The 15,930-nt window shown below is 43.2% G+C and carries 16 protein-coding genes and 1 tRNA gene; 12 read left to right on the forward strand and 5 right to left on the reverse strand.

Annotation, left to right across the window (positions count from 1 at the left end):
- Positions 1–13 precede the first annotated feature (13 nt).
- On the reverse strand, positions 14–1,315 hold the full coding sequence (locus tag PQ469_RS18830; protein WP_274209069.1) for a DEAD/DEAH box helicase: 1,302 nt from the start codon (positions 1,313–1,315) through the stop codon (positions 14–16).
- A gap of 131 nt (positions 1,316–1,446) precedes the next feature.
- Between PQ469_RS18830 and PQ469_RS18835 the strand changes: the two genes are divergently transcribed.
- The 8 genes from PQ469_RS18835 (at position 1,447) to PQ469_RS18870 (ending at position 6,745) form a co-directional block, all read left to right on the forward strand.
- Positions 1,447–2,103 carry a hypothetical protein gene (locus PQ469_RS18835; RefSeq protein ID WP_274209070.1) on the forward strand — a complete coding sequence of 219 codons (657 nt, stop codon included), beginning with the start codon at positions 1,447–1,449 and terminating at the stop codon, positions 2,101–2,103.
- A gap of 218 nt (positions 2,104–2,321) precedes the next feature.
- Positions 2,322–2,678 (forward strand): DUF1801 domain-containing protein, encoded by a 357-nt coding sequence (locus PQ469_RS18840; protein WP_274209071.1) that lies wholly within the window; start codon positions 2,322–2,324, stop codon positions 2,676–2,678.
- Position 2,679: 1 nt separating this feature from the next.
- Positions 2,680–3,438: a riboflavin biosynthesis intermediates N-glycosidase gene (ybiA, locus tag PQ469_RS18845; protein WP_274209072.1), complete on the forward strand. Its 759-nt coding sequence runs from the start codon at positions 2,680–2,682 to the stop codon at positions 3,436–3,438.
- 4 nt (positions 3,439–3,442) lie between these two features.
- Complete coding sequence (locus PQ469_RS18850; RefSeq protein ID WP_274209073.1) at positions 3,443–3,811, forward strand: DUF1801 domain-containing protein; 369 nt, start codon at positions 3,443–3,445, stop codon at positions 3,809–3,811.
- Positions 3,812–3,837: 26 nt separating this feature from the next.
- Positions 3,838–4,578, forward strand: a complete 741-nt coding sequence (locus PQ469_RS18855) for a hypothetical protein (RefSeq protein WP_274209074.1) — start codon at positions 3,838–3,840, stop codon at positions 4,576–4,578.
- Between the two features lie 179 nt (positions 4,579–4,757).
- Entirely contained in the window at positions 4,758–5,258 is a 501-nt protein-coding gene (locus tag PQ469_RS18860; protein ID WP_090644683.1) for a DUF3859 domain-containing protein, read from the forward strand.
- 98 nt (positions 5,259–5,356) lie between these two features.
- On the forward strand, positions 5,357–5,947 hold the full coding sequence (locus PQ469_RS18865) for a GDSL-type esterase/lipase family protein (RefSeq protein WP_274209075.1): 591 nt from the start codon (positions 5,357–5,359) through the stop codon (positions 5,945–5,947).
- 69 nt (positions 5,948–6,016) lie between these two features.
- Positions 6,017–6,745: an esterase family protein gene (locus PQ469_RS18870; protein ID WP_274209076.1), complete on the forward strand. Its 729-nt coding sequence runs from the start codon at positions 6,017–6,019 to the stop codon at positions 6,743–6,745.
- 86 nt (positions 6,746–6,831) lie between these two features.
- On the opposite strand, the gene PQ469_RS18875 is transcribed toward PQ469_RS18870, so the two are convergent.
- The 3 genes from PQ469_RS18875 to PQ469_RS18885 are packed head-to-tail and all read right to left on the reverse strand — an operon-like array spanning position 6,832 to position 11,879.
- Positions 6,832–9,096, reverse strand: a complete 2,265-nt coding sequence (locus PQ469_RS18875; protein ID WP_274209077.1) for a TonB-dependent receptor — start codon at positions 9,094–9,096, stop codon at positions 6,832–6,834.
- A gap of 15 nt (positions 9,097–9,111) precedes the next feature.
- The gene (locus tag PQ469_RS18880; protein WP_274209078.1) at positions 9,112–10,449 is read right to left on the reverse strand and encodes a HupE/UreJ family protein; all 1,338 of its coding nucleotides are present in this window, start codon (positions 10,447–10,449) and stop codon (positions 9,112–9,114) included.
- Positions 10,450–10,463: 14 nt separating this feature from the next.
- A complete protein-coding gene (locus PQ469_RS18885; RefSeq protein ID WP_274209079.1) occupies positions 10,464–11,879 on the reverse strand; it encodes a DUF3500 domain-containing protein in 1,416 nt (471 codons plus the stop codon).
- Positions 11,880–12,163: 284 nt separating this feature from the next.
- Between PQ469_RS18885 and PQ469_RS18890 the strand changes: the two genes are divergently transcribed.
- The 4 genes from PQ469_RS18890 to PQ469_RS18905 all read left to right on the forward strand — a co-directional run bounded on the left by PQ469_RS18890 (position 12,164) and on the right by PQ469_RS18905 (position 15,131).
- Positions 12,164–13,306 (forward strand): sensor histidine kinase, encoded by a 1,143-nt coding sequence (locus tag PQ469_RS18890; RefSeq protein ID WP_274209080.1) that lies wholly within the window; start codon positions 12,164–12,166, stop codon positions 13,304–13,306.
- A gap of 2 nt (positions 13,307–13,308) precedes the next feature.
- Positions 13,309–14,010, forward strand: a complete 702-nt coding sequence (locus PQ469_RS18895) for a LytR/AlgR family response regulator transcription factor (RefSeq protein ID WP_274209081.1) — start codon at positions 13,309–13,311, stop codon at positions 14,008–14,010.
- A 127-nt stretch (positions 14,011–14,137) separates the two neighbouring features.
- A tRNA-Arg gene (locus PQ469_RS18900) sits at positions 14,138–14,209 on the forward strand.
- Between the two features lie 232 nt (positions 14,210–14,441).
- Positions 14,442–15,131, forward strand: coding sequence for a VIT1/CCC1 transporter family protein (locus tag PQ469_RS18905; RefSeq protein WP_274209082.1), 690 nt, complete (start codon positions 14,442–14,444; stop codon positions 15,129–15,131).
- Between the two features lie 95 nt (positions 15,132–15,226).
- Here the strand turns inward: PQ469_RS18905 and PQ469_RS18910 are convergent, their stop codons facing one another.
- Positions 15,227–15,901 (reverse strand): cytochrome b/b6 domain-containing protein, encoded by a 675-nt coding sequence (locus PQ469_RS18910; protein ID WP_274209083.1) that lies wholly within the window; start codon positions 15,899–15,901, stop codon positions 15,227–15,229.
- Between the last annotated feature and the right edge of the window lie 29 nt (positions 15,902–15,930).

Consider the following 15,930-nt stretch of genomic DNA (forward strand, 5'->3'; position numbering starts at 1 on the left):
TATTGGTATTAAATTATATCGAAATGTCTATTTTAACTTTTTTATTTTTAATCTTTTCGGCCTTAATCTGCTGTACAACTTTTTCAATTTTGTTGCGCTTCACGGCGGCATATGAGGTGTAATCAAGTACCTCTATCAGGCCTACATCCTCTTTATCCAACCCGCCTTTTTTTAGCAGCAAACCAACAATATCTATTTTATTTACCTTGTCTTTTTTACCGGCAGCTACATAAAGCGTTGCCCAGGGCGATGGCTTGGGTACCACAGGATGTTCGGGCAATTCCTCAACCTCCGGCATCTCTTTTAAATAGGACGGCTTTTCATCGGGCGCCAATATCAGGTACGATGTGCCTTTGGCATGCATACGGGCAGTGCGGCCGTTGCGGTGCAGGTAAGCTTCTTCGTTATGAGGGAGCTGATAATGTACCACATGGTCAATTTCGGGGATATCCAGCCCGCGCGATGCCAGGTCGGTAGTGATTAATAAACGGTGGCTGCCGTTCCTGAATTTTAGCAGGGCCCGTTCCCGGTCGTCCTGCTCCATACCACCGTGAAAAATATCGTGTGGTAGTCCCCTGTCATACAACAGATCGCTGATGCGTTCAACAGCTTCGCGATGGTTGCAGAAAACCAATGTGGCCTGGTCGCCTATTTTGCAAATCAATGCAAACAAGGCATCCAGTTTATCGGCGGCTTCGGCTATTACAGCTTTTTGTTTAATGTCGGGTTTGTTGGTGGCATTGGCCAGGTAATCCAATTCTATTGGCCTCACCATGCCGGTAAATGAAGGGATCTCGTCCATTTTGGTGGCCGATGTCAGCATCCGCTTTTTGATGTTGGGCATTTGCTTAATGATAAAAGCCATATCCTCCTGGAAACCAAATTCCAGCGCTTTATCAAACTCATCCAATATCAGGGTATGTATCGTATCGGTACTAAAACTGTGGCGGCGCAGGTGGTGAGCTATACGGCCCGGCGTACCTATAAGCAAGGCCGGCGGCTGCGAAAGATTATTCCGCTCTATTTTAACCGGGTGGCCGCCATAGCAGCAGTTAACTTTAAAGCCGCTGCCAATAGTCCGGAAAACCTGTTCAATCTGCAAAGCCAGTTCGCGCGATGGTACCATAATCAATGCCTGCACTGTGGGGATATTGGCATCCAGCAAACCCAGCAAAGGCAATAAAAACCCGAGCGTTTTACCAGAGCCGGTTGGCGATAGCAGGATCACATCGCTTTTTTTGGCCGCGTTGATGGCTGCCTCCTGCATCTGATTCAGGGCTGTTATCTTAAGGTTTTCGAGCGCTTGCTTTATCATTGTGGGGCAAAGATAAGGTAAAAGCCCCGTCCCCCGGTTGTGAAAGGCAAAAGCGGGATAAATAGTTCAAAATTTCGAAATCCAAATTAAAAACTTAGCTTTATGGTACGCGTCAATCATTGCCTTATCATATGAATACTTACCAATTTAAACAAACCGGCGGCGCAAGATATGCATTGCTGAGCGCAACCTGGCCTTTAGCTACCTTAACTGTTACCGAAAATCAGCTCATTTTAAACTTGCCATTATGTACCCTGTATTTCAGGCCCGCTGATGTATTATCAATTGAGCCGTATAATCGTGGTTTTACTACAAACGGCCTGATTATTAATCATACCGTGCCTCATTATAAAACGCCGGTTGTTTTTAGGCCTTCGGGCGACGTACGCGAAACTATAGGCCAGATAGCGCAGACCGGCTTTACAGGTAATAAAAAAACTTTGCCAATTGAGCTTGATACAACAATAACCAGCTTACAATTGCAAGGTGGTTTTGCCATGAAAGTGCCGGCATTAATTATTATCGTAGTAATTTGGAATGCGCTCGCAACCCCGGAGTTATACCGCGTAGTCGTTCAAAACAGGCCTCAGGATATGTTCATGGGCATGCGATTGGCAACGGGCTTTATGGTATTAATTTGTTTAACGCTTATTTTATCCGCCCCGTTCCAAAACCTGGTGCTAAAGGAAGGACGTACTTTTAACGACATTGGAAAATTCATATACTTTTTATTGGCAATTTGCAGTATAATGTTCCTTGTATCGTTATCGATACGAGGCATTGCATAAACAATAAATTTATTTTACCTGATCAACTGTAAATCAAATCAGGGTCAAGGCATCTAATTGGGTTAACATAACTTAACATATTTCAGATAAAAAATTCACAAACATTTGATAATCAATATTTTATACTTTTACAAGGTTAACATTAAACTGATATATCGCGTTTGCCCTGTAAACCAAATACGCTGCTTCGCTACGTGGACGCCATTAAAAAACAGGATATGTTATCACCATTAGATCAGTTTTACATTGAGCAGAACGAACCCTTAAAAAGTTGCTTCCTGGCCTTGCGGGATAACATCCTGCAACACGATAAAGACATTACCAACGCCTGGAAATTCAATATGCCTTTCTTTTTATATAAGGGCAAAATGTTTTGCTACATCTGGACGCATAAAAAACTTCAGCAGCCATTTATTGGTTTTAATGAAGGAAAAAGGATGGAGCACCCTAACCTTACTTTCGAAAACCGGTCGCGGATAAAAATAATGATATTAGATGCGGGGAAACAGTTGCCTGCAGATATAATTAAACAGGTTTTGGATATGGCAATTGAATTGGTAAAACGAGATTTATAAGATGGAACAACACTATAGCCTGCAATGGCTCACCGATAAATTCGAAAACGGCGATAATATTAAATACCTGTTCTTCTGGGGCCACCGGAGCAAACGGGCCGAAATTGATAAATCGTGTTTTAGCCAATGGTTTGAATTGCCCTTTGTGGTTGATGGCATTACCTACAAAACTGCCGAACACTGGATGATGGCCAACAAAGCCATGTTGTTTGGCAATCCAAAAATCAGCGAAAAAATAATTGCCGCCAACAGCCCCGGCGAGGTAAAGGAGCTGGGGCGGCAGGTTTTGGGGTTCGACGAAATTATATGGGCACAAAAACGGTTTGAGATAGTTGTTACCGGCAATATCCACAAGTTTAACCAGCATCCCGAATTCGCCGAATACCTGATAAATACCGGCGACAGGGTATTGGTAGAAGCCAGCCCGGCAGATACGATATGGGGTATTGGCCTGGCACAGGATAATGAAGATGCGAATAATATTTATTGCTGGCGAGGGCCAAACCTTTTGGGCTTCGCGCTGATGGAAGTAAGGGATTTTTTAAAGGGATTCGGCCATTTCGAAGCATTTGCCCCCTTAGCTCCCCCACCGTGGAAGGTATTCCCGGGAGTTGAATCGATGGGCATGTTTTGGGGTATGGGAAAAGGCGAACAGGTAGCGATGGAATATGCTCAATACTATTGGTCTTTGTCTGACAGGGATAAAACAATTTTAAAGCTAACCAGCCCTTCTCCCTACGATTGGAATTATTATGATTGATGATATGCTAACGCAACTGGATAATTTTTATCTGCAAAAAGATGAACCCGTAAAAGGCTGCCTGTTAGCCCTGCGCCAAATCATCCTGAAACAAGATGCCGATATCACCGCAGCCTGGAAATACGGGATGCCGTGTTTTTGCTACAAGGGCAAAATGTTTTGCTACCTGTGGGTGCATAAAAAATTGCTGCAACCTTATATCGGTATTGTTGAAGGCAAGCGTTTTGATCATCCGGCGCTTATTATCGAAAAACGGTCGCGTATGAAAATCATGCTTTTTAACCCGGATGAAGACCTGCCACTTGAAACTTTTGAAGCAATTTTGAAGCTGGCTATAGATCTGTATAAAACGGGCGTAATAAAGATCAGGTAAATAAGTTATAGTGTTACTTAAACATCATGAAGAAAATTTTACTACTCCTGTTATCGATCTGTATTGTAGCCATCTCTTGCAAATCACAACACAAAACAGGATACGGATCACCGTTGGTGGTATTAACGGAAACCAATCCCTGGCTAATGGTTGTGGGGTCCGATTCACCTACTATAGCTATTTACGAAAACGGGCAGGTGATTTACAAAAAAATGACAGATGATAAAGCCGAATACTACGAGGTTAATCTAAGCCATGAGGATCTGCTACAAACGATTAATAACCTGGGTATCAATGACTGTTTAAAAAAACTACCTAAACACATCGACGTTTCTATAGCAACGGATCAGCCCACTGCTAAATTGTTCCTTAATCTCGATTCTGTGAAAATCATTAGCGTCTACGGACAGTTGCGTTGGGCGCCCGACCGCGATAAAGCGCCAGCCTGTTTTATTAATGTTTTTAATAACCTTATCAAATATCAACATGGCGGGGCTAAAGAATGGTTGCCGGATAGTATTGAGGTGATGCTGACAAACTACAGCCATTCTCCCGAAAAACCATTGGCCTGGCCAGTTGCGTGGCCCGATCTCAAAAACAAAACAACCATAAAAAGGGGCGACGATTTATATAGCGTTTACCTGGATAAAAAATACTTTCCGGCTTTCATCAAACTAAACTCGTCCTTAAAAGAAAACCAGGCTGTTTTAGTTAACGGACAAAAGCTTTCGGTTTCGTACCGGATACCTTTTCCTAATTTGAAGTAACCTGCCCTCCTGATGCCCAAATCATGGGCTTAAGTACTATTCCTAAGGGTCGGTTCATCGGCTTCCTGGTTAAAGTATATCAGGCCACGCCGGCGCGCGGTCGTGGTAACTACCTACTTGGTTAATATACAAGATATATGAAAGTACTATATTGCCCCCGAAATATTTAACCTTATATCATGACCAAAATCACATTGTTTGCATTTTTGCTTCTTTCATTTTTGGGTTGCTTAAATGTTGGCGCTCAACAGACAGCCCCGCGGGTAAAGTTCACTGAAATCACTTTTGGCCCGGCAACATCAACAACAGTTTTTAAAGAAGAGATGCCTGGTTCACCATCGGGTGATCATTCCATTATTGCAAATCAGGTATTCGGTAAAAAGACAAACAGAATTGAGGCTAAAAAAGGAACCCAATTTGGTGTTGAATATAAAATAACCGGAAAGCATGGCAATATTGCAAGGTTAGATATTGAATGGGTTTTCCCCGCAGAGATTGTAGACACTGCGAAAAAAGAATCATTTAAAAGTGTAAGGTACCCAATTGATATAGCGGTAAATGCAACCGATGCAAGCACCTACGCACTCGATAATGACTTTGAAGTAATAAAAGGCACCTGGCAATTGAATATCTATTATGCCGATAAATTGATTTATACCCGCAAATTTGAGCTTTACTAAGCACTGCAATTTTCATTTTGAAGCAAGCGCTGTGCCTGTAATTAAATTAATTGAGTAATTTACAACCATTAATTAATTGCACACACTAAAATAGTTTAATGTACTGGTACGAAGAAGATATAAAGCAGCTTGAAAAAGTTAGCAGGAACAAGGAATACGAACCCGAAACTATTTTTTATGGCAGTTCGTCGGTAAGGATGTGGACAAGCCTTAAGGACGATTTTAAGGAGTTAAAACCCACAAACCTGGGTTTTGGCGGCTCGACCCTGGCTGCCTGCGTTTGGTTTTTTGAGCGGGTAATGGAAAGCTACAGCCCCAAAAGACTGGTAATATACGCCGGCGACAACGATTTGGGCGATGGCCGCCATCCCGAAGAAGTTTTTATATTTTTTCAGCAATTGGTTGCCAAAGTGCATCACCGTTTTGGTGACTTGCCCTGCTATTATGTTTCATTAAAACCAAGCCTTAGCCGGTGGAACATCATTGATAAATTTAAATATGCCAATAACCTTATCGAGACAGAAATAGTTAAAAATACCAATAACTGGCGATTTATTAATATTTATAAAGAGATGATTGACGCCAAAGGCTACCCTAAAAAAGAATATTTTGTAGGCGACGGGCTGCATTTAAGCCCGCTTGGTTACCAGTTATGGAAACAGGTTATTACAGCTAATATTAACAGGTAAGCATTACCATTTATTTAATTTTGATTAACATTTGTTTTGGAAATTTCGCAGCAAAAGGCCGGGCCACAAATGAACAGAGGATACCACAAATGGTTTAGCGCCAATTTACATCGTACTATGGAGCTATTGGTATTTGGTCATGCAGGCAAGGCTGTGTTATTTTTTCCTACCCGGATGGCGCGGTTTTATGACTACGAAAACTGGGGGATAGTTGAAGCGCTGCAAACCAAAATTGAAAATGGCGAACTGCAGCTTTTTTGTGTAGATAGTATTGATACCGAAAGTTTTTATAACCACTGGGTGCATCCGGCCACACGTATAGCGCGTCATTTGCAATACGAACAGTATATTCTTACCGAGGTTTTACCCTTCATGCAAAATCAAAATGGCGGCGATTACCTGGAAGTAGCCGGGTGTAGTATGGGATCATTCCATGCCATCAATATAGCTATGAAACACCCATCTGTTTTCAAGAAAGTAATATGTATGAGCGGGCGATACGATCTCACGCTGCAAATAGACGACTTTAAAGATCTGTTTGATGGCTATCGCGATGAGGATATTTATTTTAATATGCCCCAGCAATTTATGGCCAACCTGCATGATGGAGCCATTTTAGATGCTATTCGTAAAATCGAGATCATTATGGCAGTGGGCGAAACAGACCCATTTGTACACAGCAACCGCGACTTTAGCGACTTGCTTACAGGCAAAAGCATTCCGCATCAATTATACATTTGGGATAATTATGCGCACCGGCCACGATATTGGAAGCAAATGGTGAATTTGTATTTATAAAAGAATATACCATCTTCAGGTTTAACCATCGTCACTCACGGGGCTTTTTTCTTTTCGGCAAAAATCAAAATTACGTTTGAAGCAATTTATTTAAAAAAGTAACTGAGATGCAGCAAAGCTGCAAATTTGGTTCCGGCAGTAAAAGCAATCCCATCAACCGGTGCCTGGTTTTTTAACCGGGTAACCGTTTCAAACTGGGTTTCTTTCCACTGCACATTAAACAGGTTATTTATGGTTAAGCCAATTTCGTATTTGGGCCTGGTATAATTTAATACCAGGTCGTTGATAAAATAACCTTTGGCAACCAGGCTATAGTCGGCATTCGCCGCGCGGTCAGCCAGATACCGGTAGCGCAAACTGCCATTGAAGCCGTTTTTAAAAGTGTAGGTTATGCCGCCGGTACTGCTCCAAACCGGTGCTAAAGGAATATAATTTGCTCCGGCCGGGTCGTCCAGCGACCTGCCGTGGGCGTAATTTACATCTGCGTCAAAATACAGGGATTTAAGCGGCTGGTAACGGCCAGACAGGTCTAAACCAATGCGGCGGGTGCGGCCGCTAAATTCTACCGAACCTCCATCGCCTGCGTATACATATTCTTTTTGCAGGTAACTATACCACAACGCAGCGTTGAACAACAGGTTTTTGGCCGGTTTAAATACCGTACCCAAATCGGCACCATATGCTGCGGGCAGGGTTTGCAAACCTCCCTGCGCCACTACCACCCGGGTATCATTAGAATGAAAGCCTTTGCCGGTTAATAAATACAATTCGGTTTTATCGTTAACACGGTAGTAAAAATTCAGCTTGGGACTAACTATATTATTATTGGCGGTATACACACCGATACCATTAAGCGTACTATCGGTGGCCAGTTTATTGTTATACCTGTAATAAAACTGATCAAACCTTACCCCTGCGTTCATCGAGAATTTTGAACTGAATTGAAATGTTTCACCCAGGTAGGCTCCGGCACCCAGTTCGGTAATATCACCCAATTTAACCGGATCGATAACCGTGAAGTTGTTGACGGTATGCGATAATTCTGAACCTTTGGTCATATCCAGCCGGGTATTAATTCCCGCTTCCGTTGTCAGTTTAGTATTCCCAATATAGCCTTCATGCTGGTAGCTGCCGTTATAGCCATACAAATTGCGTGTTTCCCGCTGACGGATCTCGTCACCGTTAACTGTATCTACCAGGTAAAATGTAAAATTGGTATGCAGGTCGAATTTATAGCGCGAATAGTAGAGCTGGTTTTTGACGATGTCATGATTCGACAGCCGGGTTAAAAGCTGTGCGTTCAAGTTGGTACGCGAGGTTACTCCGCCCTCGTTGGGGTCAAGTGCGCCGTAAAACCCGATGGTGCCATCGCTTACCGCGCTTTCCGGGATCTGCCCGGATGCTTTCCATGCGCTGTAGAAAGTGGATGCACTAACGGTTAGCCAGTTGTTGGCGTTTAGCCGGCCATGATATTTGGTAAAAAAGTTAAAGCGTTTAAAATGCTGCGGGTTATCAAAATAACTGTCGCTGTACCGGTATTCCGAAGCGGCGTACCAGGATTGGTTATTGGCTTTAGCTTTTTGGCCAAGCAGGTTAACCATGCCGAACACCCTGTAGGTATTAAACTGTCCGCCTTCTATTTTAACCTGGTTAGCGTCAATCGCGTTGGCAGTGTTAAAGTTCACAAAGCCGGTCACGGCCAGGTCGCCTTTATCCACATTATACATCCCTTTTTGATAGTTGGTGCTTTCTATCGTTTCGGGGATAATAAAATGACTGTCGGCATAACCCTGGCCATGTGCCTGCGAAACCATATTTACCGGCATATAATCAACGCTCAAATTGATATCGGTACCATGGTCATTATCAAAACCGCGCAGAAAAATCTGTTCGGCTTTACCGCCGCCCTGGTGCTGGCCTATGAACAGGCCTGGCACTATACGCAGCATCTCCTGCGAATTAGCTACTCCCCTCATTTTGATGTCCGTCTCGCTGATGACTTTATAAGGGTTGGCCGCATTGGCCGTTATAATCACATCGCTCAGCTGTGTTTGCTGCTGGCTAATAACAATTACCTGTCCGTTCCTGAAATCACTTAGCAGCAAGGTTTCTTTTTGATAGCCAATTGCAGTTATAGAAATAGTTTTAACTGATACAGGTATGCTTTGATAAAAGAATCGGCCTGTTTCATCAGTAATACCGGTTTTGTTCCCCGGTTGCAGCATAATAGTTACACCTTTTAACGGAACTTGTGTGGCACTGTCAATTACCCTGCCTGTTAAATGACTTGTTTGCGAAAACGAGTGACGGCTACAAATTAACAGAACAGCGATAAGCAGGCAACTACGCATAAAATGAAAGGGTTATTAAACAAACAGCGCTTTTTTAAATCGGGCCGATAGAAATGCGGTAACAGAAAATATTGCGACAGCAAATACTAACCACAATTCGTAGCTGGTAAATTTTAGTATTACCTGGGTAATCAGGTTAGGCTGATTGAAAACCCTTTCGGCCATCCAGGCCAAAGCCGCTATACCGGCCAGTATGGCGGCGCCGGTTCTGAAAAAAGGATAAACCAACGTCCTGCTCATCAGCATCAGCCATGGAACGATAATGGCGATTACAAACAACTGCATCACTTCTATACCAATATTAAAGCCAAGGATGCTTAGCGTCAATGTGAGGGCAGTCAAATTAAGATTAGACAAAACCGAAGCAAATGCCAATCCGTGTATAAGCCCGAAACCTGCTGCTACCAGGGCCTCCCTGCCAGGAAATATAGGATAGATTGCATGTACCGCCGAAACCAGGATAGAAACGGCGATCAATACTTCTACCAGTTGCGCGGGGAGGCTGAGCCAACCTAAAGCTCCCAATAGCAAGGTAACAGAATGACCGATGGTAAACGCCGTTACAATTTTCAGCAAGTTCCTGAGGCTGCATTTAACGCCGCCAAAACCACCCCAATGCTTTTTAACAGGTAAAAGCATAGATGGCAACAATAGCACAATCAGGAACAACAGGTGATCGGTTCCCTCCTTGATGTGCTGCATGCCTAAAGCAAGCATGCTATTGAAACCTTTAAACCAGCTTCCTTGCTGTAAATTTATTTCCAAAGGATATATCACATTATCTTTGGTATTCCAGCTGATTACCATTGCATCTGCCGACGATGTATTTAAATTTCCTGTCTCCCAATCGCTGCGGATAGAAACAAGGGCTGCATGGTTAACAATCTGGTGCATAATCACATCATAATCGAGCATAAACTTCCGGGTACTCTCGCCCGGCAGCGGTATGATAACTACCCTGGCAACTACTTCCCAATAATCGATGCCGTTCTCGATAAATTTTCCTTTGTCCATCCTCAAAGCTTCTACTTCAACATTCCATGGAGTAGCTTTTTTTGTGTAGGCATGAATGTGGGCTTTGAGGTATTCTGTTAATTGAGGCCCGAATTTTTCGATAAGCGTTTCCGGATTTTTAGATATATTGTTGCCAAAAGCAAGTTCCAGTTCTGATAGCGGCATTTGCAGCTCAAGTGCAACCCTATGAGGACTTGCATCTAAAAAAACAAGCGTATTTGGCGTTTGATGCGCAGCGGCAATTGTTGGCCTTAATGCTGTAACGGCAAAAATAGTTGCAAAAATAAACAGCCGCCAACTGTTTTTATGGCGACTGTTTATTGAAAAAATGTTACACATAATTTCTATTTTTTTTATAAACCTATGTAATCACGGGTATGGTCCCTCATAACAGTATGGTAGTGAATTCCCGAAAGCACCACACCTGTTTGGCAAATAAACTCTATCCAAACACTTGGCCCATCTATCCTGACGTAATCGGTATTGGTTGTTAAAAATGAGCTGGCCGTACCGGCAACGGCAGAGGTATTGCTGGCATATGTAACATATGTATCTGCAAGCTCATTTTGATAAATTGTAGTAAAGGCGGCGGCGGCAGTAGCGTCCACATCGTTGATCCATGGCATCATGGCTGCCAGCACTTTTGCCTGTGCCGCACTGCTCAACGCACTTACTTTAATTCCCTGTTTAGTGGTTGGGAATGTATTGGTGGTTGAACCGGGTACCATCAAACAGTCGGAAAAAGTACTGGATATTTTTGCCGAAGCCAGCTCTGTACTTGTGAAAGAGCCCAGCATTTCCTGCATTGCCGTATGCTCTGATTCCAGCGGGCCGCTATAAGTAGTTCCGCTTAAAGTAAATGATCCTTTTGGTTCTACTCCCTGGTGCAAAGGTGTAATACTGGTAACACTGCCTGCGTCATAAGTAATATTTTGCGCGTAATGGTGGCCACCAATCTGTAGCATCCACTTTCCGGTTGTACTTGGGGTTCCCAAAAATGCGATAATATAGTTACCTGAAGAATAGCCGGAAGCAGTTTGCCCCAGGTAATCATCGGCGGCCATAATTTGTGAAAACTCGTCATAACCTTCACCGCTACTTGTACCGAAGGCTGCCGCTGCAACAGCTTTTGCAGCCGCTAATTGTGTGGTGGTTAAGCTACTAAATGCCAATCCGTTTCTGCACGAAACCCCACATGGCAGATTCGACCATCTTTTGGCATTGGTAAGGTTCAGCGTAAGTACAACAGTTGACTGCTGCGCAGTGGTAAGCGTTGCTAAAAAAGCATTGGCTAAACATACTACTTTTGATGCGGTGGTGGCCGATGTAGAGCACCCTGTGGTTGTTGTACTTGCGGCATTTACAGTAACTGCAAAACTGCACGTTTGCCCGCCGAAGGTAATAGCAAAAGAAGCAGTACCGCTCGACGCTGGTGTACCTGCAATAGCATACGTAATGTTGCCCGCCCCGCTGGCTAATGTACCAGCGGCTAAAGTTGCTGTTAGCCCGGTAACCCCCGTTGATGAGATAGCGGTACCCGCGGCATAAGTTTTCCCGTTTCCGCCCGTATACGGTACCGCTGCTGTTCCGGTAAATGCAGTTGAGGCATAAGCCGTTCCTGAAATTGTTGCGCTGGCACAAGTTAAAGCACTTACAGATGCCGTAGTTGTAGTGGTGCCGGAATCGCTGCTGCTTTTTTTGCAGGCCTGGATCACCAGCAATACGCTTAGGCTGATGGCCGGTAATAAGATAAATAATTTAGTTTTCATGAGTTAACTATTTGTTAAATTGATAAATACACAGGTGTTTTTTAAACCCAGCGTAAACGTAGCGGCAAACCATAATTTAAAACAGGGTGTATAGATGAATGGCCTTTTTTTAGTGGTGAGTGGGCTATTGTTGCTCAAACCCTGTATAATTTCAAGTCATGTTGCCGGGGTCAATAAGGGGGGAAACAACTGTTAAACTGTATATTTGCCATTTCATCTATACATTCAAGTCAACCACCGATGTTTTTATTTTCATGCCGGACTGATTGTGTTACTTTACCTCTATGTCAAAAATTAAAGCTATTTCCATCATCCTGCATTTTGCCGGCTGGGTTATGCTCATGGCCATCCCGCTCATATTTCTGCATAGAGGCGGCAGCTTTGACGGTGACATCGTCCTTTTGCAAAGCCCCGACTATTGGTTATTCGGACTTACTTTTATGGTGGTTTTTTACAGCAACGCCTACTTTTTTGTTCCGCGGCTGCTGCTCCGTAAAAAACATATTTTCTTTGGAATTGCTGTTTTTTCCCTGTTCTTCGGTGTTTACTGCATCAGGCCATTTGACCGCTTGCTGCATATCAGGGAAAAAGAGGACGACAGCCGACGGCCTAATAACCGGCCGCCTTTCAATGGGCCCGGCAACGTGAATTATCAGCCCGTGGAGCCTCCGGGACGAAACCCCAACTTGCCATCCTATCGCGATAGACCTTTAAGCCGGTCGCCGTTTGGGCAGCCGTTGGATATTACCAGTTTCTTTATTTTTTTTACGGTAATAGCCTTTAGTACGGCCATTAAAACTATCCGGGAATGGCTGCTTACCGAGCAAAGGGCCGCCCGCGCCGAAGCGGATAAAGCGACCGCCGAGCTCTCTTTTTTGAAAGCACAAATCAATCCGCATTTTTTGTTCAATACCATGAACAATATTTATACGCTGGTTTTAACAAAGGACGATCATGCAGCCGACAGCGTTTTGCGACTTTCAAAAATCATGCGTTACGTTACCGAAGATGTAACCGGGAATTTTGCACCCCTGCAGCGCGAGGTTGATTGTATAGGCAGCTATATTGAACTACAGCGTTTACGCACAGGTAGCCTTACGGCTGTTAATTTTGAGGTAGACGGCGACATAGATGGAAAACAAATAGCCCCCCTGCTGCTAATGACTTTTATTGAAAATGTTTTCAAATACGGTGTTAGCAAACATGAAAGCACAACTATCCAAATCAAATTGGTTATCAGCGAAACTACCCTGTACTTTTATTGTAAAAACCGGATATTCGGTTTAAGTAACGGCGATAACCACAGCACCGGCATAGGCATCAAAAACACCCGAAAACGTTTAGAACATTTATATACCGGCAGGTATTTATTAAATATCAGCAACGATAACCAGGAGTACATTGTTCAGCTAACTTTACCAACTTAACCATGATCCTTAAATGCATAGCCATTGATGATGAACCTTTAGCGTTACGGCTTATTGGCGAATATGTATCGCGGTTTCCCAAACTGCAACTCATTAAAACATTCGAAGACGCAATTTCGGCGGCCGAATTCTTAAAAAACACGGCGGTCGACCTCCTTTTTTTGGATATCAACATGCCCGATATCTCGGGTATCGACCTCTTAAGGTCGCTGCCTGTAAAACCCATGGTTATTTTCACCACCTCCTACCGCAACTATGCCTATGAAGGCTTTCAACTGGAGGCGGTAGATTTTGTTGAAAAACCAATAGAATTTGAACGTTTTACCAGGGCTATAGAAAAAGCCCTTGCGTTTTATCAATATAAGAACCGGGCAAATGAAAAATTGAATACTGCAGACGAAAGCCTGTACGTCCATTCTGAATACCGGATTGTAAAGATTGACCTGAGCGCCATTGAATATATTGAAAGCATGGAAAACTATATAAGAATTCATTTAACTAACGACAAACCGGTATTTACTCTAATGACATTAAAGGAAGTGTTGAAAAAGCTGCCCGCTGATAAATTTCAGCGTATTCATCGCAGCTATATTGTACCTGTAAGTAAAATAAAATCCATCCAAAATCGTAAGGCGCAACTAACGGATATTGAATTGCCGGTGAGCGATGCGTATTATGAAAGTATCCGCGGTTTGGTTAATTAGCTTTTCGTATGCACCAACCTTAAAGAATCGTAATTCCCGTTTCATAATTCATTTGGCTCTTCCCTGTTGTTAAAAGAAAACGGAATACGATAAAAGGATTAAATCAATTTTATATATTTGCGCCGCTGCTCCCGTAGTTCAATGGATAGAATTATGGTTTCCGGTACCATCGATATGAGTTCGAATCTCGTCGGGAGCACTAATTATCGTTTGATATTTAAACAAAGGACTATTCAAAAAAGAGTAGTCCTTTGTTATTTCCATAGTAACAGCAAAATGACAAGCTAACACCGTTTAGTTTGCCACCCTCAAAACATGAACAGAATTGGTCGAAACCTTTAGGTTCTAAATCAAGAATAATTCTAACTTATAATTCAGCCTTACTACTATTATTTAACAATAGTATATTCGTTATTAAAAAACCAGCGCAAATGCACCATGAACACCATGTAACCAGTTCGGAAACCATCAGGGACATTGTTATCGGTATGTCCGATGGTTTAACGGTTCCTTTCGCTTTGGCGGCAGGTTTAAGCGGAGCCATCAGTTCGTCAACCCTTGTAGTAACTGCGGGTATTGCCGAGATTGTTGCCGGATCAATTGCCATGGGCTTAGGCGGTTACCTTGCCGGGCGCACGGAAGTAGACCATTACCAATCTGAATTAAAACGGGAGTATGAGGAAGTAGAGAAACTACCCGAGCAGGAAAAAGCCGAAGTAATGGAAGTATTTGCCGGGTTCGGCCTTTCTGAACCATTGCAGCGACAAATTGCCGATGAACTTGCTAAAGACAAAAAGCAATGGGTGGAATTCATGATGCGTTATGAACTTGGCCTTGAAGAACCCAATGCAAACCGCGCGGCCAAAAGCGCCATTACCATTGGCTTATCCTACATTGTTGGCGGCATTATCCCTTTATCTCCCTATCTCATCATCGACCATGCCCAGGAGGCTTTATATTACTCTTGTGGTGTCACGCTGATATGCCTGTTCATATTTGGTTATTTTAAAAGTAAAATGACAGGCCAGCCGGCATTAAGCGGCGCTTTTAAAGTAGTAATAATTGGCGCACTTGCCGCTGGGGCCGCTTTCCTGATGGCAAAGTTAATTACCGGAAAATAACAAACGTACTATTGTTAAGTCTGAAGTCCTAAGTCTGAATTTTCATTTTTGACTTAGAACTTAAGACTTTGGGCTAAAGACTATCCGTCACGACACTATGATTTACCTCCGTTGATCATATCCGAAACAATGCCTTTGCCGTCATCTTTTCGCTCGGCCAGGAAAACGCCTGCAATATGAACAACAATAAATGCAATAATAAGGTACATGCAAAAGCCATGAACATCTTTAACACTGTGCCTGATAGATTTGAATGGCGCCAGCAGATCTTCAAAAGCCAGGAATAAACCGGTTACAGCCATAATAATAAGCAGCAAATAAAACACCGCGTAAATGCTTTTCACAGCAAGTTCGTGCCTCGCCAGCTCTCTTTCCTTTTTGATAGTTTGAAATTGCCGGTAAGCGCCTTTTATTTTGCCAATGAATTTTTGATCGGCCAACTGAAAAAACTCCAGCACCAGCCTAAATAATAATAAAACAGCCAAGCCATATCCAAAATAGGTATGAATACTCCATACGCTATCGCCAAGTGCATGGGCAACAGAGCCGGCCTGGTCGTCGGTTACTACGGCACCCGCGTGTTTTAACTCATCTTTAACCAGTGCTGTTACCGGCCTTCTGTCGGTAATAGTCGCATTGATTAGTACGGTAAGCAGCGAACCACTGATGACAATGGCATTAATCCAATGCCAAAGGCGAAGGGGCGCCGAATATTTTTTGATATGTCCCGGATGGGTAACATCTTCACGGATAGGTTCGATAATTGCCATGTTAATTTTATTTAGCTGCCTGTTTTGCC

It is taken from the genome of Mucilaginibacter sp. KACC 22773, assembly GCF_028736215.1.
In the GTDB taxonomy this organism is placed as follows: domain Bacteria; phylum Bacteroidota; class Bacteroidia; order Sphingobacteriales; family Sphingobacteriaceae; genus Mucilaginibacter.